17 protein-coding genes and 1 tRNA gene are annotated in these 20,699 nt (G+C 68.2%); 10 read left to right on the forward strand and 8 right to left on the reverse strand.

The window, feature by feature from the left end:
- Positions 1-160 precede the first annotated feature (160 nt).
- Genes ABW16_RS12680 through ABW16_RS12690 form a run of 3 tightly spaced genes read left to right on the forward strand, consistent with a single transcriptional unit; the run spans position 161 to position 4,940 of the window.
- Positions 161-2,758, forward strand: coding sequence for an ATP-binding protein (locus ABW16_RS12680; protein WP_052956892.1), 2,598 nt, complete (start codon positions 161-163; stop codon positions 2,756-2,758).
- Between the two features lie 11 nt (positions 2,759-2,769).
- On the forward strand, positions 2,770-3,612 hold the full coding sequence (locus ABW16_RS12685; protein ID WP_047319523.1) for a carbohydrate ABC transporter permease: 843 nt from the start codon (positions 2,770-2,772) through the stop codon (positions 3,610-3,612).
- Positions 3,609-4,940 carry an ABC transporter substrate-binding protein gene (locus ABW16_RS12690; protein WP_047319524.1) on the forward strand — a complete coding sequence of 444 codons (1,332 nt, stop codon included), beginning with the start codon at positions 3,609-3,611 and terminating at the stop codon, positions 4,938-4,940. Before ABW16_RS12685 ends, ABW16_RS12690 begins: the two co-directional genes overlap by 4 nt.
- Before the next feature lie 41 nt (positions 4,941-4,981).
- Here ABW16_RS12690 and ABW16_RS12695 read toward each other — a convergent pair whose 3' ends face one another.
- The 3 genes from ABW16_RS12695 to ABW16_RS12705 all read right to left on the reverse strand — a co-directional run bounded on the left by ABW16_RS12695 (position 4,982) and on the right by ABW16_RS12705 (position 8,771).
- A complete protein-coding gene (locus ABW16_RS12695) occupies positions 4,982-5,863 on the reverse strand; it encodes a hypothetical protein (RefSeq protein ID WP_047319590.1) in 882 nt (293 codons plus the stop codon).
- Between the two features lie 110 nt (positions 5,864-5,973).
- Complete coding sequence (locus ABW16_RS12700) at positions 5,974-6,702, reverse strand: CbiQ family ECF transporter T component (protein ID WP_082134096.1); 729 nt, start codon at positions 6,700-6,702, stop codon at positions 5,974-5,976.
- A 65-nt stretch (positions 6,703-6,767) separates the two neighbouring features.
- Positions 6,768-8,771: an ATP-binding cassette domain-containing protein gene (locus tag ABW16_RS12705; protein ID WP_047319591.1), complete on the reverse strand. Its 2,004-nt coding sequence runs from the start codon at positions 8,769-8,771 to the stop codon at positions 6,768-6,770.
- Between the two features lie 134 nt (positions 8,772-8,905).
- On the opposite strand from ABW16_RS12705, the gene ABW16_RS12710 reads away from it, so the two are divergent.
- The 3 genes from ABW16_RS12710 to ABW16_RS12720 all read left to right on the forward strand — a co-directional run bounded on the left by ABW16_RS12710 (position 8,906) and on the right by ABW16_RS12720 (position 12,176).
- A complete protein-coding gene (locus ABW16_RS12710) occupies positions 8,906-9,355 on the forward strand; it encodes a MarR family winged helix-turn-helix transcriptional regulator (RefSeq protein WP_047319526.1) in 450 nt (149 codons plus the stop codon).
- A 228-nt stretch (positions 9,356-9,583) separates the two neighbouring features.
- On the forward strand, positions 9,584-11,392 hold the full coding sequence (locus ABW16_RS12715; RefSeq protein ID WP_047319592.1) for a putative bifunctional diguanylate cyclase/phosphodiesterase: 1,809 nt from the start codon (positions 9,584-9,586) through the stop codon (positions 11,390-11,392).
- 418 nt (positions 11,393-11,810) lie between these two features.
- On the forward strand, positions 11,811-12,176 hold the full coding sequence (locus tag ABW16_RS12720; protein ID WP_024440654.1) for a PAS domain-containing protein: 366 nt from the start codon (positions 11,811-11,813) through the stop codon (positions 12,174-12,176).
- A gap of 5 nt (positions 12,177-12,181) precedes the next feature.
- On the opposite strand, the gene ABW16_RS12725 is transcribed toward ABW16_RS12720, so the two are convergent.
- The 3 genes from ABW16_RS12725 to ABW16_RS12735 all read right to left on the reverse strand — a co-directional run bounded on the left by ABW16_RS12725 (position 12,182) and on the right by ABW16_RS12735 (position 14,902).
- The gene (locus ABW16_RS12725; RefSeq protein ID WP_047319527.1) at positions 12,182-12,847 is read right to left on the reverse strand and encodes a TetR/AcrR family transcriptional regulator; all 666 of its coding nucleotides are present in this window, start codon (positions 12,845-12,847) and stop codon (positions 12,182-12,184) included.
- Positions 12,847-13,539 (reverse strand): TetR/AcrR family transcriptional regulator, encoded by a 693-nt coding sequence (locus ABW16_RS12730; RefSeq protein WP_047319528.1) that lies wholly within the window; start codon positions 13,537-13,539, stop codon positions 12,847-12,849. Before ABW16_RS12730 ends, ABW16_RS12725 begins: the two co-directional genes overlap by 1 nt.
- A gap of 199 nt (positions 13,540-13,738) precedes the next feature.
- A complete protein-coding gene (locus tag ABW16_RS12735; RefSeq protein WP_052956885.1) occupies positions 13,739-14,902 on the reverse strand; it encodes an esterase-like activity of phytase family protein in 1,164 nt (387 codons plus the stop codon).
- 54 nt (positions 14,903-14,956) lie between these two features.
- On the opposite strand from ABW16_RS12735, the gene ABW16_RS12740 reads away from it, so the two are divergent.
- Together ABW16_RS12740 and ABW16_RS12745 are read left to right on the forward strand one after the other, a co-directional pair.
- Positions 14,957-16,903 (forward strand): acyl-CoA dehydrogenase family protein, encoded by a 1,947-nt coding sequence (locus tag ABW16_RS12740; RefSeq protein WP_412178204.1) that lies wholly within the window; start codon positions 14,957-14,959, stop codon positions 16,901-16,903.
- Positions 16,904-16,953: 50 nt separating this feature from the next.
- Positions 16,954-17,349, forward strand: coding sequence for a hypothetical protein (locus tag ABW16_RS12745; RefSeq protein ID WP_047319530.1), 396 nt, complete (start codon positions 16,954-16,956; stop codon positions 17,347-17,349).
- Positions 17,350-17,421: 72 nt separating this feature from the next.
- Here ABW16_RS12745 and ABW16_RS12750 read toward each other — a convergent pair.
- Positions 17,422-17,497 (reverse strand) — tRNA-Asn (locus tag ABW16_RS12750).
- Positions 17,498-17,631: 134 nt separating this feature from the next.
- Here ABW16_RS12750 and ABW16_RS12755 point away from each other — a divergent pair.
- Positions 17,632-17,886: a hypothetical protein gene (locus tag ABW16_RS12755; RefSeq protein ID WP_047319531.1), complete on the forward strand. Its 255-nt coding sequence runs from the start codon at positions 17,632-17,634 to the stop codon at positions 17,884-17,886.
- A gap of 9 nt (positions 17,887-17,895) precedes the next feature.
- Here ABW16_RS12755 and dnaG read toward each other — a convergent pair whose 3' ends face one another.
- Entirely contained in the window at positions 17,896-19,812 is a 1,917-nt protein-coding gene (gene dnaG / locus ABW16_RS12760; protein WP_047319532.1) for a DNA primase, read from the reverse strand.
- Between the two features lie 82 nt (positions 19,813-19,894).
- On the opposite strand from dnaG, the gene ABW16_RS12765 reads away from it, so the two are divergent.
- Complete coding sequence (locus tag ABW16_RS12765) at positions 19,895-20,689, forward strand: sensor domain-containing protein (protein ID WP_047319533.1); 795 nt, start codon at positions 19,895-19,897, stop codon at positions 20,687-20,689.
- Positions 20,690-20,699: the final 10 nt, after the last annotated feature.

Raw genomic sequence — 20,699 nt, forward strand, 5'->3', positions numbered from 1 at the left:
GCATCCTGATCCGATGGCGGTGTGCTGCTGCCCGTGGCAGGCCGCCCGCCACGCTCACTTGGAGTGTGCTGGGCAGGCCGGCTCCGGCGCATCAGGTAATTACCCCATATTTGCTCCGGGATGCGCGGTCCCCGACGCCGAGGCGGGAGAGGAGGTGGCCGTGGCAGGCCGTCTGCTCGAACGCGATTCGGCACTGGCGACCCTTGATCGTTGCCGTCGAGCCGCCGGCCGAGGGCGTGGGCAGCTGGTGTTGCTGCGCGGGGAGGCCGGGGTGGGCAAGACCACGGTGATCGCCCGATTTCTCGCCGGCCTCGATCCAGGCACGCGGGCCCTGCGGGGCTGGTGCGACGGATTGGCCACCCCGCGGCCGTTGGGTCCGTTCATCGACATGCTCGCCGACCTTCCCGCGGATCAGGCGACCTCGATACGGGCGGCCATCGACGCCGGTGACACCGAGGCGGTCTACGCCCGGTTGGCCGGCGTCGTCGGCGACGGCAACCCCTCGGTCTGCGTGATCGAGGACCTGCACTGGGCCGACGGCGCCACCCTGGATCTGCTGCGTTATCTGGCCCGGCGGATCGACATGCTGCCGATGCTGCTGGTGGTGTCCTACCGCGACGACCAGATCGGCCCAACCCACCCGCTGGCAGTGCTGTTAGGTGATGTGGCGACTTGGGCGACCGTGACTCGGATCGCGCTGGACCCGCTCAGCGCCGCGGCGGTGGCCGCGTTGGCCGCCGGCAGTGGCATCAACGCCCAAGCGTTGTACCGGCTTACCGGCGGGAACTCGTTTTTCGTCACGGAGGTGTTGGCCGCCGGGGCCGATGCGCTGAACGACGGCGGCCTGCCGTGCAGCGTTTCCGAGGCGGTTCGGGGCAGGCTCGCAAGACTGTCGGCGGCTGCGCGCGAAACCGCGCAGGCGGCCGCGATCTGCGGGCCGCGGGCGCACCCCGCCCTGCTCGAGGCGATATCGCCGGGCGCGACGAGCACATTGAGCGAATGCCTAGACGCCGGGGTGCTGGTCGCCAACGCCGACACGGTGGGGTTCCGCCACGAACTGGCCCGCCGCGCCACCGTCGAGCAGATCCCCGCCTATCAGCGCCGAGTGCTGCACAAGCGGGCAATGACCACGCTGGCCGAGCCGCCGATCGATCCGGACACATTGGCGGCGCTGACATTTCACGCCGAACAGGCCGGCGACACCGACGCCGTCATCAGCTATGGCCCAGCGGCCGCCGAGCGCGCTGCGAAGTTCGGCGCCAATCGGCAAGCCACCGACCTGTATGCGCTGGTGCTGCGCCACGCCGACACCATCCCCGGCGAGCAACGGGTGATCTGGCTCGAACGGCACGCCTTCAGCAGCTACCTGAGCGGCCAGGCCGACTCTGCGGTGTCGTCGTTACGAGAGGCGATCGCGCTGCGCCACGAGTTGGAGGATCCGTATCAGGAGGCCGAGGATCTGCGCTGGCTGTCGCGCCTCCTGCAGCCACTGGGACGCCCTGAGGAAGCCATGCGGTCGGCGCACGCGTCATTACTGCTGCTCGAAAACCTCGGCCCGTCCCCGCAGTTGGCGTGGTCCCTGATCAACATGGCTCACATCGCCGCGCTTGCGTTGGACCCCGCCTGTGCCCGGTATGCGGCCCGCGCGAAAGCCCTCGGGGATCAATTCCGGGACCCCGCCGTGGTGATCCGTGCCCGTGGATACACCGCACTCACCACCGTGTTCTGTACCGACACCGGCTGGGACGAATTCGAGGCGGTATGGCGAGAGGCGGCCACAACCCCCGGGCTCGAGGAACACGGCGGAATATTCGGCATCCTCATCGGCATGTTCGCTGTCGTTCGCGGCGAATTCGGTCGCGCGGAGCGTTATCTCGCCGAAGCGGCGGCCTTCCTCGACCACTGCGACCTTGGTATGTTCCAGACCCTGGTGGCGGGGCTGCAGGCACTTACCGGCTTGGCTCGCGGCGACTGGATGGCTGCCGCGCTGGCGGCCGAGCAGATCCTGACCCGGCCTGGACTCACCCCCCAGCACCGGATCACGCCGTTGATCACCGTCGCCTTGATCCGGGCACGCCGCGGCGAGGAACCCGTCTGGCCCCTACTCGATGAGGCCCTCGAGTGTGCGACGGGCAGCCTGCTGCGCCTGCCGGTGTGCGCCGCGCGTGCCGAAGCCGCCTGGCTGGCCGGCGACGACGAGGCGGCCCGCCACGCCGCGGCCGAAATCCTCACGGTGTCCGGCACGGCGCACGCGTGGCTGGGGGGGTCCCTGCGGCGCTGGGCTCATCTGGCCGGAGGCCGATCGGGTACAGACGTCATCGCTGACACTCCCTATGAACGTGAAATCAACGGGGATTGGTGCGCGGCCGCGCAGGAGTGGGCCCTCCGTGGCTGTCCCTACGATGTCGCCATCGCTCAACTCGGCGGCGACATCGACGCCGTCGAGGCCGCGCTGGGCGTCTTCCGCCGGCTCGGCGCCCGCCCCGCGGCCCGCCGCGCTCAGCAACGCCTCGCCCAGCTGCGCGGTCGCGATCCCGACCGCCGCCGCAAAGGCACCAGCGCTGACCCGAACGGCCTCACCAAGCGCCAACGGGACGTCCTCGAACTCCTTGCCACCGGGCGCAGCGATGCCGAAATCGCCACCGCCCTCTATATCAGCACCAAAACCGCCAACGCGCACGTGTGCGCCGTCCTGGCCAAACTGGGCGTGCACAACCGCACTCAGGCCGCCGCCTACGCCTACCAACAGCCCCGGTGAGAGCCCACGTCATGTCGATCAGCAACTTAGTCAGTCCGCCCAAGCGGGTTCGCGCCTCAGCGATCTACGCGCTGTTGACGCTCGGCGCGCTGGTCACCCTGGCGCCGTTCGGGCTCGGGCTGCTGACGTCGTTCACCCCGGCTCGCCAATTCGCCACCGGCACTCCCCTGGCGTGGCCGCATCCGCCGACGCTGGACAACTATGGCGACCTCGGCGGTGCCGGATTCAGCCGGGCGGCGGCGGTCACCACGCTGATGACGGCGGTGATCGTGTTGGGACAGCTGAGTTTTTCGGTGCTGGCCGCCTATGCGTTCGCGCGGCTGGAGTTCCCGGGCCGCGACACGTTGTTCTGGGTGTATGTGGCGACCCTGATGGTGCCGGCCACCGTGACGGTGGTGCCGTTGTATCTGATGATGGCGCAGCTGGGTCTGCGGAACACGTTCTGGGCGTTGGTGTTGCCGTTCGTGTTCGGGTCTCCGTACGCGATCTTCCTGCTGCGTCAGCATTTTCGAGCCGTCCCGAATGACCTGATCAACGCCGCGCGTCTCGACGGAGCGAATACCCTGGACGTGATCGTGCACGTGATGCTGCCGGCGAGTCGGCCGATCCTGGTCACGCTGGGGTTGATCACCGTGGTCTCGCAATGGAACAACTTCATGTGGCCGCTGGTGATCACCAGCGGCGACAAGTGGCGGGTGCTCACGGTGGCGACCGCCGCCCTGCAATCCCGTTACAACGCGCAATGGACGCTGGTGATGGCGGCGACCACGGTGGCGATGATTCCGCTGATCGCGCTGTTCATGGTGTTCCAGCGCCGCGTCGTGCAGTCGATCGTCGTCACGGGGATCAAGTGAGCCGGCCGCGGTTCTCCACCGTATTCGCGGTGGCGGCAGTGGCCCTGGCCGCGCTGTTCGGCGCGGCGGCGGTGCTGCTCGACGGCGCCTCGACCCGATCGGCCGCCGGCGCGACGGTGGTGACGGTACGACTGTGGGACGAACAGGTGGCAACCGCCTACCGACAGTCGTTCGCGGCGTTCCAACGCGCCCACCCCGAGATCGAAGTGCGCGTCAACGTCGTCTCCTACCGGACCTACTTCGACACGCTGCGCACCGATGTCGCCGGTGGCGGCGCCGACGACATCTTCTGGCTCTCCGACGCCTACCTGGCCGGGTACGCCGACAGCGGACGGCTGATGAAGATCGATGCGGCGGGCGCGGATTGGGAACCGTCGGTGGTCACCCAGTTCACCCGTGGCGGGACACTGTGGGGGGTGCCGCAACTGACCGACGGCGGGATCGCGGTGTACTACAACGCCGATCTGCTGGCCGCCGCGGGAGTCGATCCCGCTCAGTTGGCGAGGCTGCGCTGGGATCCCCACGGTGTGAGCGACAGCCTGCGGCCGCTGCTGGCGAAGCTCACCCGTGACAGCGCCGGGCGCAGCGCGGGCACACCGGGTTTCGACGAGCGCCGCATCCGGCAGTGGGGCTACAACGCCGCCAACGACCCGCAGGGCATCTACCTCAACTACATCGGCTCGGCCGGCGGGGTGTTCCAGCGCGACGACGAGTTCGCCTTCGACAACCCGGCCGCAGTCGCCGCCTTCGGCTACCTGGTGCAGCTGATCAACGGCGACCACGTGGCGCCACCGGCATCGGAGACCAACACCAACGGCGACTTCTCCCGTAATCAATTCCTGGCCGGGAAGATGGCACTGTTCCAGTCCGGCACCTACAACCTGGCGGCCATCGCAGGGCAGGCCGGGTTCTCCTGGGGGGTGGCGATGCTGCCGGCCGGCCCGGCCGGGCGAGTCAGCGTCACCAACGGCATCGCCGCAGTGGGCAACGCCGCTTCGAAGCACCCGACAGCAGTGCGGGAGGTCTTGGCCTGGCTCGGCAGCTATCAGGGCAACGAATACCTGGGGCGTCAGGGGGCGGCGATCCCGGCCGTGCTCAGTGCCCAACGGGTCTACTTCGACTACTGGGCGCACCGCGGGATCGACGTCACGCCGTTCTTCGCGGTGCTCAACGGTCCCCGCATCCCAGCGCCGGGCGGCGGTGTGGGATTCCCGGCCGGAAACCAGGCAATCAAGCCCTATTTCGACGAAATGTTCCTCGGCCGTATCGACGTCGCCACCGCGCTGCGCAGAGCGCAGGACGCCGCCAACGCAGCAGCCTCCCGCTGACCCTCCGCGAAATCGGGTTCACGCAGACAACGTGCGAGTGGCTACCTGCGTGAGCGGGATCTCGCGGGGTAGACGGGCTGCCCCTGCCACCCTCGCGACCACAGAGCATGAGCCACCCGATCGATGACACCGACCACGGTGTCCTCCTTGATCACCCTGTTGTTCAGCCAGCCGAGTTGAGGCAGCGTGCGTTCTCGGTAATGGTCCTTGACATACGAGCTGCGGACGGTGCGGTGCACCTCGCCGTCGTACTCGGCGGAGACCTTGAACTCCTCCCAGCCCATGTCCAGCACCGCGAATAGACGCCCACCGACGTACACCGGAATCTGCGTCTTCGGAGTGGGAAACCCGGCGTCGATGAGAAGGAGCCGGAGCCAGGATTCCTTCAGCGAGTCTGCTCCCCGGTCCACCAGCGGTATGAGCTTCCGGAGCTGTTTCAAGCCCCTGGCGCCCGGATAGCGCTTAGCCAAGCCCAGCACATCGTCCGCGCAGAATGGCGTCGCCCGCGCCAGGGCATCGAGGCGCGCCAATGCCTGTCCGCGGGACAGGTGCCGGGCGATATCGAACGCGGTGCGCGCGGGTGTGGTGACGGTCAAGCCGCGGATGCAGGTGGCCTCGTCGTCAGCGACCCTTTCATTGCGAACGATGATCCCGTGTGGCGCTGGGCTCTTTCGCGACAGCAGCTCAACCGGGATGTCTGCGTCCACCCACTCCGCGCCGTGTAGGGCGGACGCGGCGACACCGGCGATCACACCGCTTCGTCCAGACCAGAGCCACGCGCCGGTAATCCTGTCGTGCAAGGTCGCCTGCTCGAACTTCGAAAAGTAGACATCGGGGTGGAGTCTGCGAAACCATCGGGCGAGACCATGGCGGGTAACAGCGCCGGTCGCGAGGGCCTCGCTTCCGATGAAGACACGCTGCATACCCGCGAGGATGCGTGCTAGGTGGGCCACCCGCACTTCACCCGGCCGCGAAATCGGGTTCACGCAGACAACGTGCGAGTGGCGACCTGCGTGAGCGGGATCTCGCGAGGTTAGAGCGCCGACAGTTCGACAGCCACCGCCGCGCCGCAGATCACGACCACCAGCACCAGGGCAATCAGGTCGGACAACCCCGGCCGCGCCGGCGACGCGGAGATCTGGCCGATGCCACCACGAGCGGTGATCGCGTCCCCCATCTCGTCAGCCCGGCGAAGCGTCACGGTGATGGCGGCCGTGATCAGATCGATCGCCTCGCGCGCCCAGCGGCGCCGACGTTGCCGACGGGTGCGCGGCCGGGACCGAGGCCGCAGCCGCCGCGCGGCATAGAGCACCCGGAACTCATCGACCAGCATCGGGAAGGCGCGCAGTGCCAGCGCCAGCGTCACCGCCCACTCGTCGACGGGAATTCGAAGCAGCCGCAGCGGACGCCCCAGCGTGGCCACCGCGGGAGCGATCTCCGCGACATTGGTGGTCCACGACACCATCGCGCCCAGCCCCAGCAGCACGATCGACAGCGCGGTGATCCGCAGGAAGTACAGCAGCCCACCCAGGCCGGCCGGGTCGCCGCCGGACATGGCCGCGGTGCCGCCGCCGACCAACAGCAACACCCACAGCCAGCGCGGCACCGAGGGCAGCGCGCCCCGAGGGATGCGGGCGATCCTGGCCGCGCTGAGCACCAGCAGTGCCACCGCGCCGATCGTCACCCAGCCGGGATAGAAGGTCAGCAGCACCGAGATGCCGAAGACCACGATCAGCTTCGTGCCGGCCCACAGTCGGTGCATGGCGGAGTCGCCGGGAACCGGCCGCAGCAGCACCACCGGCCGGGGGGTGCTGCGCGCCTGGCCCGTCACGCCGCACCTGCCGGCGCCGGCACCAGTACACCGTTGTGTAAGTGCAGGGTCCGCGGGCACAACTCGCCGAGGCCGGCGAAGTCGTGCGAGATGACCACCACCGTCAGACCGCTCTCCCTCCGCAGGTCCTCCAGCAGTCGCAGCAAGCCGTCCCGGCTGGCGGCGTCGAGGCCGGCCAGCGGCTCGTCGAGGATCAACGCTCGCGGAGACCGGGCCAACAGGCCGGCCAGCACCAGGCGACGCATCTGGCCGCCGCTGAGTTGGTCGATGCGCCGGCCGGCCAGCGCCCCGTCCAGGCCGACGGCCGCCAGTGCGGCGCTGACCCTGGCGTGGTCACGCGGCGAAAAGCCGGCAGCAGAGGCCACCTCCAAACCGACGTAGCTGCGCATCAGCTGTAACCGGGCCGCCTGGAAGGACAGCGCGACGGCCCCCACCTGCTGGTCGGCGGGCCGGCCCCCGAGCAGGCAGCTGCCGGTGGTCGGAGTCGTCAGGCCGGCCATGATCCACGCCAGGGTGGACTTGCCTGAGCCATTGCCACCATGGATCAACAAGCCGTCGCCTTCGTCGACGCTGAAGGTGATGTCACGCAGCGCGGTCTTGGCCCACGGCGTGCCGCTGCCGTATTCGTGCCCCACACCGGATAACTCGAGCACCGGCGGGCCGACGCGTCGCGGTGCGTCTCCGCCGGACGCGGCGGGTGCCGCGGCGGTCTCCACCATGGCGGTGTTGTCGCGGGACCCGGACAGGTCGATGGTCCGGTCGGCGCTGCCGGCCTCGTCGTTGTAGTGGGTGATGTGCACCAAGGACGTGCAACGCCGATCCGAACACCCGGCCAGCTCCGACAGCACCCCCAGCAGCGCCTCGCGCCCTTGCGGGTCGACCATGCTGGTGACCTCGTCGGCGATCAGCAGCGCGGGCTCGCGGGCCAGCGCCGCCGCCACCGCCAACCGCTGCAGTTCCCCGCCGGACAGACCGCCGGTGTCGCGCTCGGCGAAACCCGCCAGGCCGACCTCGCCGAGGAGCCGTTCGACGTCGGTGCTGGTCCCCGGCGGCAGGCCCCACACCACATCGTCGGCGACCCGGGTGCCCAGCACCTGGCTCTCCGGATGCTGCATGACCACCGCGGTGCCCCCGGGTGCACCAAGCCCCACTGCGCCGGGGCGCTCGACGGTGCCCGCGGTGGGTGCCCGCCCGGCCAGCAACAGCATCAAGGTGGTCTTGCCCGATCCGTTGGCGCCGGTGATCGCGACGTGTTCGCCGGCGCGTACTTCCAGGCTTACCGGTCCTAGGGCGTCATGGTCGGAGTGCGGGTAACGGAACCGCACCTGATCCAGCCGGACCGGGACCGGCGCCACCGGGCCGGTCTCGACCGGTAGGTCCAGTTTGTGCACGTCGGGCACCCCGCGCAGCCGGTCGAGTACCCGCGACAGCGCCCACCAGCCGAGCAGCGAGACGATCATGACGCTGACGGTCATCTGGGCCAGGATGAGCCACTGCCAGTAGCGCAGCAGCGCACCGAGAAATCCGTTCAGATCCTGGGCGGCCCGCTGGAATTCCGGCAGCGGGACACGCGACAGGGCGGCCGCGACCCCGTGCACGTTGGCGGTGATCGCGTCGAAGATCAGATGGCGCAGCCGTGACAGCACGGTCAGCGCCAGCACCATGGCGGTGCCGAAGAGGCCGCCGGCCACCGCAGAGGCCACGACCACGGTGGGCAGGCCACGGCGATGGCGTTTGATGACGCCGGTCAGCCCGCCGATGTAGGCGCTGTTGACCACCGTCATGAAGCCGCCCATGCCGGCGATCAGAAACGCGATGGTCGCGGCCGCGACGGTGGCGGCGATCAACACGCGGATCCGGTAGCGGTAGGCCAACAGCCCCATCGGCACCGTGCCGAGCAGCGCCAAACCGGCGGCGAAGGGCACCACGACCGCGATGATCGCCGTCGCCGCGCACAGTGCCGCCATCACGGCGGCCTGCGCAGTCTCGACGGGCTGCATCGACCGCGCCCGGACTCGGTTCACGCCCTGGCCGGTCTTCGTCACCCGTCGATTCTGCCAGTCGCTCGGAGCGCCCCCACGCGGCGTGGACCGAGCTCGTCCACTTTCGTTCACGCTTGTGAAATACTTGCCCGATGGTAGCCCCCACCCAAGCCAGCCTCGGAGCCGATCTGCTCAGTGTTGTCTCCCGGCTCAATCGGCTCGCCACCCAGCGAGTCGCGCTTCCGATCCCGGGGGCACAAGCTCGACTGTTGTCCACTATCGAGGACCTGGACGTGGCCCGGATCTCCGACCTGGCCGCGGTGGACCACTGCTCCCAGCCGACGATGACGACCCAGGTGCGCCGACTCGAGGACGCGGGCCTGACCACCCGCACACCCGACCCGCTCGACGCCCGCGCCGTGCTGATCCGGATCACCGACAAGGGCGTCGAGACGATGGCCCGGGTCCGCCAGGACCGGGCGGCGGCGCTCGATCCGGAACTGGACCGTCTGTCGCCCGAAGACCGCCGGACACTCGCCGACGCGGTTGAGGTGCTCCACCGATTCCTCGCCGAGGCTGCCCCGACCCGTCCCGTCCGCTAGCGCGGCGCGGCCGGGCGCCGCAAGTCGCCGACCGATCTAGCAGCCGCAATTCGGCTGAGATGTTCCCAGCCCGACCGCTTTGTCGAATATGCTCGACAGCGGCATCGGCCCGAAGCGATCCCAGGCCTCCTGCGGCCCCCGCGGCTCGCCCACTGGGCTGCCGGTCTTCGGGGGAAGGACATCGTGGCGGATAGATTGGCGCTGGTCACCTCGATCGCCGCCCAACTGATGGCCACCACGCCGTCGACGGCTGCCGCGGTCAGTGAACGCGTGCTGCAGACGCTGGTGGAGCAGCTCAACGTCGATGCGGGGTTCCTGCGCCACAACGATCACGAGATCAGGGCCTCCAAGCTGGTGGCCGAATGGCCGCCGCGCACCGACCCGCCGAACCCCGACCCGCTGGCCGTCGTCTCGTTCACCACCGCCGATCCGGTCTTCACCACCTGCGCGCACGGCAAGCGGGTGGCGGTCATCCGGCCCGAGCCGGACGAGTCCGGTTATGTGCGCCAGATGGCGAAAGACCATGCCGTCGAATCGCTGTCGGTGGCCACCGCGCCGCTGATCTCCGGCCCGGTGACCATCGGCATGCTGGGACTGGTCAAGTTCCGCCGACCCAAGTGGCGTCCCGAAGAACTCAACACGATCGAGGCGATCGCCTCGCTGTTCGCCCAGTTGCAGGCCCGCGTCGCGGCCGAGGAGCGGCTGCGCTATCTGGCCGACCACGACGACCTGACCGGCCTGCACAATCGTCGGGCGCTGGTCGCCCACCTCTCCGAGCGACTCGCCGCCGGCAGTCCCGGACCGGTCGGTGTCTTCTACATAGACCTCGACCGGCTCAAGCCCATCAACGACTACCTCGGTCACGCCGCCGGCGACTGGTTCATCCAGGACTTCGCCCGGCGGCTGCGTGCGTACGCCGGGAACCGGACCATGGCGGCCCGGATCGGCGGGGACGAGTTCGTCGTCATCCCGGACTGGCCGATGTCGATGGCCAGCGCTGAGACGTTCGCCGACCGGCTGCAGGGCGCCCTGCGCGAGCGGGTGGAGATCCAGGGCCACACGGTCAACAGCACGGTCAGCGTGGGCGTGACGGTGGGGCTGCCCGGGGAGGACACCAGCGCCGGCCTGCTGCACCGCGCCGACGAGGCCGTCCTGGCCGCGAAACGCGGCGGCGGCAACCAGACCGTCAGCTCCACCGACGACATGTCGTTGAAGAGCTTGTTCCGCAAGGACATCGAACTGCACATGCAGGGCAAGATCGACGACGAGTCGTTGCTGTTGTACTACCAGCCCGAGGTCGATCTGTGGAGTGGCGCCATCGTCGCGGTGGAGGCACTGGTCCGCTGGCGGCATCCCACCCGCGGGTTGCTGTTGCCGAGTTCGTTCATCAGCATCGCCGAATCCGCCAACCTGGCCGACGATCTGGGCCGGTGGGTGATGCGCACCGCGTGCGCGGAATTCAGCGGTTGGCAGGCCAACGGCGTGCGGACCAACGCCACTCTGCGTATCAACGTCTCGCCGGTCCAGCTGGCCGCCCGCGGTTTTGTCCAGAACGTGGTGGAAACCATCAACGAGTTCGGCCTGCGCCCCGGCTCGCTGTGCCTGGAGATCACCGAGCGGGCGGTGGTGCAGAACATCGAGAGCACCCGTAGGACCCTGGCGGAACTGCGCGAAGCCGGGGTGCAGATCGCCATCGACGACTTCGGCACCGGCTACGCCGTCCTGTCACACCTGAAGGATCTGCCCGTCGACACCCTGAAGATCGACACCGTGTTCGTGCGTGAATTGGGCGTCAACCCCGGCGATCTCGCGATCGTACGAGCGATCATCGCGCTTGCCGAGGCATTCGGCCTGCAGGTGGTGGCCGAGGGTGTGGAAACCTCAGCGGCCGCGCTCACCTTGATGCGGCACGGTTGTCACCGCGCGCAGGGGTTCCTGTTCTCCCGGCCGGTGCCGGGTCCCGCCGCCGAAGCGATGCTGGCGTCACGCTGGATGGCGATGCCTTTCCTAGCCGACAGCCAGGCTCTGGTGATCTGACAAGAACATCGCCCGGTAGAAAGCGGCACACAACCGCACCCCCGGCTGCCAGCCGGCGAGCGCTGCGGTCGGTGCGGTGCACCAACGCGGCTCGGCGTGCGGCGGCAATAGGCGATGCGGACCCCTCAAGGTGCCCCGGGCGAAGCTGTGGGAGGAACTCACCGGCGCCGGCCAGGGCGCGCGCCTCAACGCGCCCGATCCGTACAAACCAGTCCCTCGCATAACCGGAGATAGTACATACCTTTTGGATGATGTTCAATCCATACGAGACTGTGTGTCAAGTCACGTTGATGTCGCTGACGGCGCCCACGCCGCTGTCACCACCCGGCAGCGGCGAACAGCGCCCGCGCCCTCGGCGGCGCCCGTCATAATCAGACCCATGGAGCGACGGCGGAACGCGCAAACCCCTCTGGCACCGATGGACACTCTGCGGCAGCTGCCGGCCCTGGTCGCACTCGAGCGGATCCCCGTTCCAGTGCTCGCGATCGCCGACGACGGCACTATCTTGTTCGCCAACAGCGGGTTCGCCGCCATGCTGGGCTACACCCAGGAAGAGGTGCTCGCCCTGGAGTTTCGGCAGATCTTCGGCCAGGTCCCGCCGGCTGAGGAATCCGCCCTGTCGGTGATGCACTCCCTGGCCAATCTGGTTGTTTCCCTGGAACATCGAGACGGCTCGACGGTGCGTGCCCTGATGAGCAAGTCAGCGCTCGAACGGGCCGACGACCGGGTTGCGCTCGCCACGTTCCAAGACCTCACCGAGCAGCTCTGGTTGGAGGAGCGCTAGCGCCTTCAGCGTTCGGCGGCTGACCCGCCGTCACTGCCGTTCTGATAGCGCAGCGCGTCGCGCGCCAGGAACTGCCGGAAATACGGCAGGGAGTCGGCCACCACGATCGCGGGCAACAGGGTCTCCCACATCCGGGTCACCCGGCCGATGCTGTCACCCGCGTAGTGCGTCATGAGCCACGTGCCGAGCATCGCCGAGGTGATCGACTCGGCGACTTGGCGGGCGTCGAGGTCCTCGCGCAGGTCGCCCTCCGCGATCGCACGCGCGGTCTGGGCGGCAACCGCGTCCGCCCATTCGCCGCCGACCTCAGCCCCCAATTCGTTGGATTCCGCCAGCGCGAAGACCAGGTGGCCCGCGGCCCGCGCCTCCTTGTCGACGGACAACACCTCCGTGACCGCGAACATGCCGTGGATCATCCCCTCCAATGCGGGCGAGGACGGCTGGCACATGCTCCGGAAAGTGGTCAAGACAGTGGCGAAACCACCTTCGATGATGGCCGTCACCAACGAGTCCATCGAGTCGAAGTGGTGGTACAGCGCGCCCTTGGTCACCCCGGCCCGCTCAATGATCGCGGTTCGCCCGGCAGCGACGTAGCCGGCTTCGCCGAAGACATCGATGGCCGCATCGAGCAGCTTGCGCCGAGTCGCCTCGGACCGGACCTGGCGCGCCATCAGCCCACCTCGCCATCGGACACCGCGGACTTCGCCCCCGCCGACGTGGTCTTGACCGCCAAGGCGGTACGCCGCCGAACGAACTGAACGAAATAATCGATGCGATCGGCGGGCACCACACTGGGCAGCACAACCGACCAGACCCGCTCCAGCTCACGCAGGAACTGTTCGGGCTCATCGAGATTGCCCGCCTGCCGCAAACCCAGATACAGCGCCACCATCATCCGGGCCACATCCTGTGGATCGCGGTCGAGGACGTCGCCTTCGGCGATAGCCCGCTTGGTCACCACACTCAACGCCTGAATCGCATTGTTGAGCACGGTGGCCTGCAGCCCCTCGGCACCGCCGACCACCGGAAGCAGATGCAGCATCGCCCGGGCACTGTCACTGGTGAGGTCCTCGACCGCCATGAGGTAGCCCACGTCCAGCAGCGTCTCCAAGCCGGAAAGCTTGCGGTCCACCAAGGCTCGGATCGCGGTGCCGGTCTTCGCGAGTTGTTCGTCGATGACGGCCAAAGCAAGCGCATGCTTAGAACGAAAATGGAAATACATCGCGCCCTTGGTCAATTCCGCTTCAGACAGAATGTCGTCGAGGCCGACGTCGTGAAAGGGCCGCTGGGCGAACTGATGCGCAGCGGCACGGATGATCTGCTGGCGCGTGGCATCCGCGCGCCGGTCGCTCGAATCAGCCAACGCGTGATCTCAGCCTCGTCGCTGACCAGCAGTCGTACCACACCCGGGTTACGGTATCAGCCGAATGACGAAGTTGACTCATTTCTATACTTGAAATCGTCATTCACCTCTGATGACATTCCGAAAACGCCAATTCCGCGGCGCCAGATTGTATTCGGTCTGCTTGGGACTGTCGCGCCGGCGATGACCGTTGCCCGAGCTAACCGGCGGGCATCGCGAACGCGACGAACTGGGTCACCTCCCGCGGCGAGAAGTTGTCGTCACTGACGAGTACCACCGTCTGGCGGCCGTCGGGCAGGCGCGGGCCCAGCGTCAGCCCCTCGATGTTGTCCAGCGGGTCCAGGCCGGGCGTGGTGGACAGATCGGCCAACAACGTCTTGGTCATCGGAGTCACGGCCGCGCCGGCCAGCGCCGGCATACCGAGCACATCGGTGGCCCCGGCGATCTCGGCGCGAAACAGCCGTACCGTCGGGCGGTCGCTGAACGCGCGCTCGATCACCAGGAACGCGGTGTCCGACAGGGCCAGCAGGTCGGTGAGGCCGTTGGTTCCGGCCGGTCCAGAGGTCTCCGCGGCCGGCTCCAGCGGGTAGGCGTACTGGGCGACCGGTGCGCCGGGGCCTGCGTCGGCATCGAGGTGGTAGGCGGTGATGCGAGTCAGCGCGCCGTGGGCCCGATCCGGCAGGGGGCCGTCGTCGTAGCCCGGACCCTCCATCGCGGCGAACAGCATCCGTCCGTCTGCGGTCACCGTCAGGCCTTCGAGGGTGGTGTTGCGGCGCGGACCGGTGGGCTGCGCCGACATCGCCAGCTGCGGCGGCAGGCTGAACCGGCCCAGGTAGCTGCCGTCGAGCCCGGCGGTCCGGACCCAGGGGTCGGCCAGCACCGGACCGCGGGGGCCGTCGGTGCGCCGCTCCCCCTCCGACGACCAGTACAACCGCTGCCGGCCGGCATCGAACGCGATGCCTTCGGGGTCAGGTGGGATGACCGGCGGCGTTGCGTCGAAGGCCGGGGGCTCAAAGGGGCGCCCGTCGGCGTCCAGCAGCGGAATCATGGCACTGATCGCCACGTCGTCGACGCCGCGGTCCGACACCGAGAGCCGCACCGTGTAGAAACGGGCCGGCCCTTGAGACGATCGGTCGTCGCTGATCACGTAGTAGCAGTCGCGGCCGGGGTCGTAGCTGATTCCGGACAGACCGCCCACGACGGTGCCGGCAAACGTGGTGTCCGGCGGCAGAACAGCTTGACCGAGATACTGCAGTACCGCGGTCGCCGCGGGGGTATCGCACGGTGCACAACCCGCAAGCCCCAGGCCGGCGGCGAGCAGCACACCGCACAGCGCCGGCAACCGGATCAGCTTCCCACGCACATCGGTAATCTAAACCCGGTTTACCGTTGGCCCCGCATGGCTACGGTGCATGGGGTGACCATTTCCGATGCCCTGCGCGACACGTTGGACGGCCGCTGGCGGACGGTGAAAAACCAGGTCCGGGCCACGCTCTGCGATGAGAAGTTTCGTCCGCACTACACACCGAACACGGCGATCGCCCGGGCCAAGGTCGCCGAACAGCTCAAGATCATGGCGGGCTCGGGCGTGGCGGCGGACAGTTTCCGCAAGGAACACGGCGGCACCGGCGACGTCGGCGCGGCGATCACCATGATCGAGATGTTGGCCATGTCGGATCTGTCGCTGATGGTCAAGGCCGGGGTGCAGTGGGGGCTGTTCGGCGGCGCGGTGGAGAACCTCGGCACCGAGCGCCACCACCGCGCCTACGTCGAGAAGATCATCGACCTCGACCTGCTCGGGTGCTTTGCGATGACCGAGACCGGCCATGGCAGCGACGTGCAGTCGTTGGAGACCACCGCCACCTACGACCCCGGAACCCAGGAGTTCGTCATCGACTCCGCCACCGGCTCCGCGCGCAAGGACTACATCGGCGGCGCGGCCGAAACCGCTACCGTCGCGGCAGTTTTCGCCCAGCTCATCACCGGAACCGAAAGCCACGGCGTGCACTGCTTCCTGGTGCCGATCCGCGACGCGCAGGGCAACGATCTGCCCGGCGTCACCACCTCGGACTGCCACTACAAAGGCGGCCTGCCGGGGGTGGACAACGGGCGCATCGTCTTCGACCACGTCCGGGTTCCCCGGGAGAACCTGCTGAATCGCTACGCCGATGTGGATCCCGACGGCAGCTACCGCTCCTCGATCGAGAGCGATGGCCGGCGGTTCTTCACCATGATCGGCACCCTGATCCGCGGCCGGGTCTCGGTGGGCGGGAGCGCGGGTGCGGCCGCCCGGGTCGCGCTGGACATCGCTACCCGATATGCGTTGCAGCGCAGGCAGTTCAGCGCCCCAAGCGACGATGGAGACGAAACCGAGGTGCTGATCATGGACTATCTGGTTCACCAGCGCCGGCTCTTTCCGCTGATTGCCCGCTCCTACGCGCTGCAGTTCGCCCAGAACGAGCTGGTGGGCCGCTGCCACGATCTGCAGACCGCCGACGAGCCCGACGCCGAGGAACAGCGTGAGCTGGAGGCACGGGCGGCCGGACTGAAAGCCGCCAATACCTGGCACGCCTCCCGGGCCATCCAGGAGGCACGCGAGGCCTGCGGCGGCGCCGGATACATGGCCGAGAATCGGCTGATCGCGCTGCGCGCCGACATCGACGTGTTCACCACCTTCGAGGGCGACAACCACGTGCTGACCCAACTGGTGGCCAAGCAGCTGCTGACCACCTACGCCGATGACATCGCCGACATGAGCCCGGTCGGGTGGGTGCGGTTCGCCGCCGAGGCGGTCGGGGACCGAGTGCTGAAACGCACTGCGGCCGAGACGATCATCCAGACCATCGTGGACGCCAGGCAGGACAGCGAGGAGGAGGGCAGCCTGTTCAACCGGGGCACCCAGGTGCACATGTTCGAAGACCGCGAGGAGTATCTGCTGACCTCGGTGGCCCGACGGCTCAGGGCCAAGGCCCAGGACATGGGCGACTTCGACGCCTTCAACGCGGTACAGGACCACATGCTGCATGCGGCCACCGCTCACATCGACCGAGTCGTCTTGGAGGCGTTCGTCGCCGGAATCGACTCCTGCCCGGATCCCGATGCCCGCGAACTGCTGGAGCTGGTGTGCGACCTATACGCGCTCAGCGTCATCGAAGACGACAAAGCCTGGTACATCGAGCACCGGTATCTGTCCACCGATCGGGCCAAGGCCGTCACCCGTGGCATCAACGACCGGTGCCGGAAGTTGCGGCCGCACGCGCAGACTCTGATCGACGGGTTCGGCATCCCCGAACAACTGCGGTACGCCGAAATGCTGCATCCGGAACACTTGTCGGTACCGCCCGCCGGTGCGTCCGCCGGGTAGCCGGCTTATAGGCTGTCTGGACCCCAGACCGAAACAAAGGAGTACCTCTCATGGCGTGGTTCCTCGCCCTGAATGCCACCCCCACCAAAGGCGTGCAAGCGCCTACCTATGAGCTGCACGAAACCGCCGATATCGAGCGGATCATCGAGGAGTTGGCCACCTTCGCGGCCACCGACCGGGCCGTGGCGGTTCCCGCCGTCTTCAACAGCGGCCGCCAGCAGGTCACCGTGTATGTGCGTCCGGCCGCCTGGGGCGCATGGGCCATCTATGAGCTCAGCGAAGAAGAGCGCCGCGAGATGATGGCCAACAACCCGCTGGTCAACGCGCTGGCGCAGGCCCGTGCCGCCAAGCAACAGGGGGCGCAGTCACAGCAGGTGCCGGGTATGTTCGCACCGCAGCAGCCGCCTTCGCAGTCGGGTCCGTCGGTGATTCCCCGGCTGGACTAACGCCGGTGTCATGCGGCAGTCCCAGCTTCGGCTCTCCTTCGTCGAGCCTCGCTGAACCGCCGGTATCAAACGTGGCTCCCCCGGGTGGACTCGAACCACCAACCCTCCGGTTAACAGCCGAATGCTCTGCCAATTGAGCTACAGGGGATTGCTGTCCTCGCGGACTTGCAAGACTCTAGCGCATACCGAAACCACCGCGGTGCAACGGGGGTCGCACCCGGCCCCCGTGGCACCGCGTGAGGCAGGATGGAAGCACTGCATCGACTGTTCTAAGGGGCCGCATTGATCGGGTATGTCGTGGTGATGGGGGTCGGCTACGTGATGGGCACCAAAGCCGGCCGCCGCCGCTACGAGCAGATTGTCGGCACCTATCACGCGGTGACGAGCAGCCCGGTCGCCAAAGCGCTGATCGACAAGGGGCGGCGCAGCATCGCCAACCGGATCCATCCCGACCCGACGATGGTGACGCTGACCGAGCTCGAGGACGGCGTCACGGTGGTGCGGCCGGAGGAGCCGGAGGACCCCGACTCGCGCTAGGCAGCGCTATCAGGCGGTCAGATCGTCGCCGCTGGCCTGCTCCAGCAGACTGCGCCGGTAGGCCTCCATGGCCACCAGGTCGCCGAACAGCGCATGATATTCGTCGCTGTGCTCCACCGGTGACATGCGCTGCAGTTTGGACTTGACCTCGGCGATCTGTCGGCCCACCCACACCTCTTGCAGCCGGGCCAGCACCCCGCCGATATAACGCGGCAGCTTGTCGTCATCGACGCGAATGGCCTCCACACTCAACTCGTGAATCAGCGCGGTGGTCAGTGACGAGGGCGTCTGCTCGCGCACCGTTTCGATCCACTGCGCACCGCCGGGGCCGGCCACCCCTGCGGTCCCCCCAGCCGCATCGATCGCGGAGCGCACCGCGGCATAACCGGGGTGGGTGAAACTCTCCACCGTCAGGGTGTCGAAGACCGGCCCGGCCAACGCCGGGAATTGCAGGGCCGCCTTGAGTGCCTCGCGCTGCGGCCACAACGTCGGATCCGCCGGGTTGGGTCGTGCGACCGCCGGCTGCTCGGCGGGTTTGGCGGCCGCTCGCGGCACCTGACGTTCCCGGCCCCTGCTGTCGCCCTTGGCGTCGTTCTTGGCCTGCGCACGCACCCGGCCGATGACCTGTGCGACATCGTCCCAGCCCACCCAGCCGGCGAGCTGGCGCGCGTACTCGTCGCGCAGCGTCGGGTCCTTGATCTGGGCGACCATCGGCACGCAGCGGCGCAGCGCGGCGACCCGGCCCTCGGCCGTGTCCAGGTCCATCTCCGAGAGCGCGGTACGAACCGCGAACTCGAACAGCGGGGTGCGGCGCGCCACCAGGTCGCGCAGCGCCTCGTCACCGTGCGCCAGGCGCAGATCACACGGGTCCATGCCGTCGGCGGCGACCGCGACGAACGACTGCCCGGCCAGCTGCTGCTCACCCTCCAGCGCCTTGACCGCAGCGGCCCGCCCCGCCGCGTCGCCGTCGAAGACGTAGATCAGTTCACCTCGAAAGAACTTGTCGTCCATCATCAGTCGGCGCAGCATCGCCAGGTGCTCATCGCCGAAGGCGGTACCGCACGAGGCGACCGCGGTGGTGACCCCGGCCAGATGCATCGCCATCACGTCGGTGTAGCCCTCGACGACGATCGCCTGGTGCCCACGGGCGATGTCCCGTTTGGCCAGGTCGAGGCCGAACAACACGTTGGACTTCTTGTAGAGCGTGGTCTCCGGGGTGTTGACGTACTTGGCTTCCATCGGGTCGTCGTCGAACAGCCGGCGGGCACCAAACCCGATCACCTCCCCCGCCGACGAACGGATCGGCCACAGCAGCCGGCGGTGGAATCGGTCCATCGGACCGCGGCGCCCCTCCCGGGACAGACCCGCAGCCTCCAGTTCCTTGAACTCGAAGCCTTTACGCAGCAGATGTTTGGTCAGGCCGTCCCACCCGGACGGGGCGAAGCCGCAACCGAACCGTTCGGCGGCCGCGGCGTCGAAGTTTCGCTCGGTGAGATATTTTCGCGCCGGCGCTGCCTCGGGGCTGCTCAGCGCCGCGGTGTAGAACTCGGCGGCCGCCGCATTGGCGGCGATCAACCGGCTGCGGCCACCGCGCTCGCGCTGGATGTTGGTCGCCGACGCGCCGGTGTAGGTGATGGTGTGGCCGACCCGGTCGGCCAACAGCTCCACCGCCTCGACGAAGCTGGCGTGCTCGATTTTCTGTATGAAGGCGTACACGTCGCCGCCTTCCCCACAGCCGAAGCAGTGGAAGAGGCCGTGGTTGGGCCGGACGTGAAAAGACGGCGACTTCTCGTTGTGGAACGGGCACAGCCCCTTCAGCGAGTCCGCGCCGGCGCGCCTGAGCTGCACGTAGTCACCGACCACGTCCTCGATCCGGACACGTTCGCGGATGGCGGCGATGTCGCGATCGGAGATACGGCCTGGCACCGGGTCAGTCTAGAGCGCACAGCCAGTCACAAGCCGCCATGTTTTAAGCTCGCCTGGTCAACGTCGACGTCAGGGAGCGCGCATGAGTCTGTCCGAGCAGTCCACGGCGGCGAAATCCAAGCGACCTCGCCTGCTGCTCGTCCTCGCTGTCGTCGCACTGGCGGTCGTGGGGTTGGTGACGTGGCTGGTGCTGCCCGACCGGTCCCGGAGTGCGGCCGGCGTCACCGGCGAGACCGTCAAGCAGGTGCTGCTCAGCGGCACCGAGCTGACCGCCATGCTGGATCAGCCCTTCACGACGGTCACCGGCCCGCCGTCCTACGGCGGTCTGGAGGCGATGGACGACTCGGCAACCCCCGGTGACTGCGTCGGGGTCCTCGACGTCGCGCAGCGCAGCGTGTACGCGTCGGCGCCGGTCCAGAGCTACGCGCGTGAAACCTGGATCGATTCCGAACCCGCCCGCGACGGCTTCAAGCCGCTCGACACCCGGGTGATGTTCGTCAAGGAAGCCGTGGTCGCCCTGCCCAGCGCGGCGGACGCCCGGCAGCTGTTCGAGAAGTTCACCGAGCAGTGGAAACACTGCGACGGGCAACCGGTCAACGCTGCCGACCCGGACACGGCTGGGTCGCCGCACCTTCCCGGCACCGAAATGCACATCACCGACGTGCGGGTCACCGACGACGTCCTGGCGGCATCGATCGTGCTGGACAAGAGCCCCAAGGCGCCCGACACCCGGGCCATCGGGTTGCAGGACAACTGCATTGTCGGAGTCTTGATCGCCTTCACCGGAACCGAGAACGCCAGTGGTTCCGGCGACCCGCAGACCAGCAGCACCGATGTCGTGCGGGCCATGATGGACAAGGTCGCCAAGCTGAGCTGAGTTCGTTCGC

Origin of the sequence: Mycolicibacter heraklionensis (genome assembly GCF_001021505.1) — a bacterium.
GTDB lineage: Bacteria > Actinomycetota > Actinomycetes > Mycobacteriales > Mycobacteriaceae > Mycobacterium > Mycobacterium heraklionense.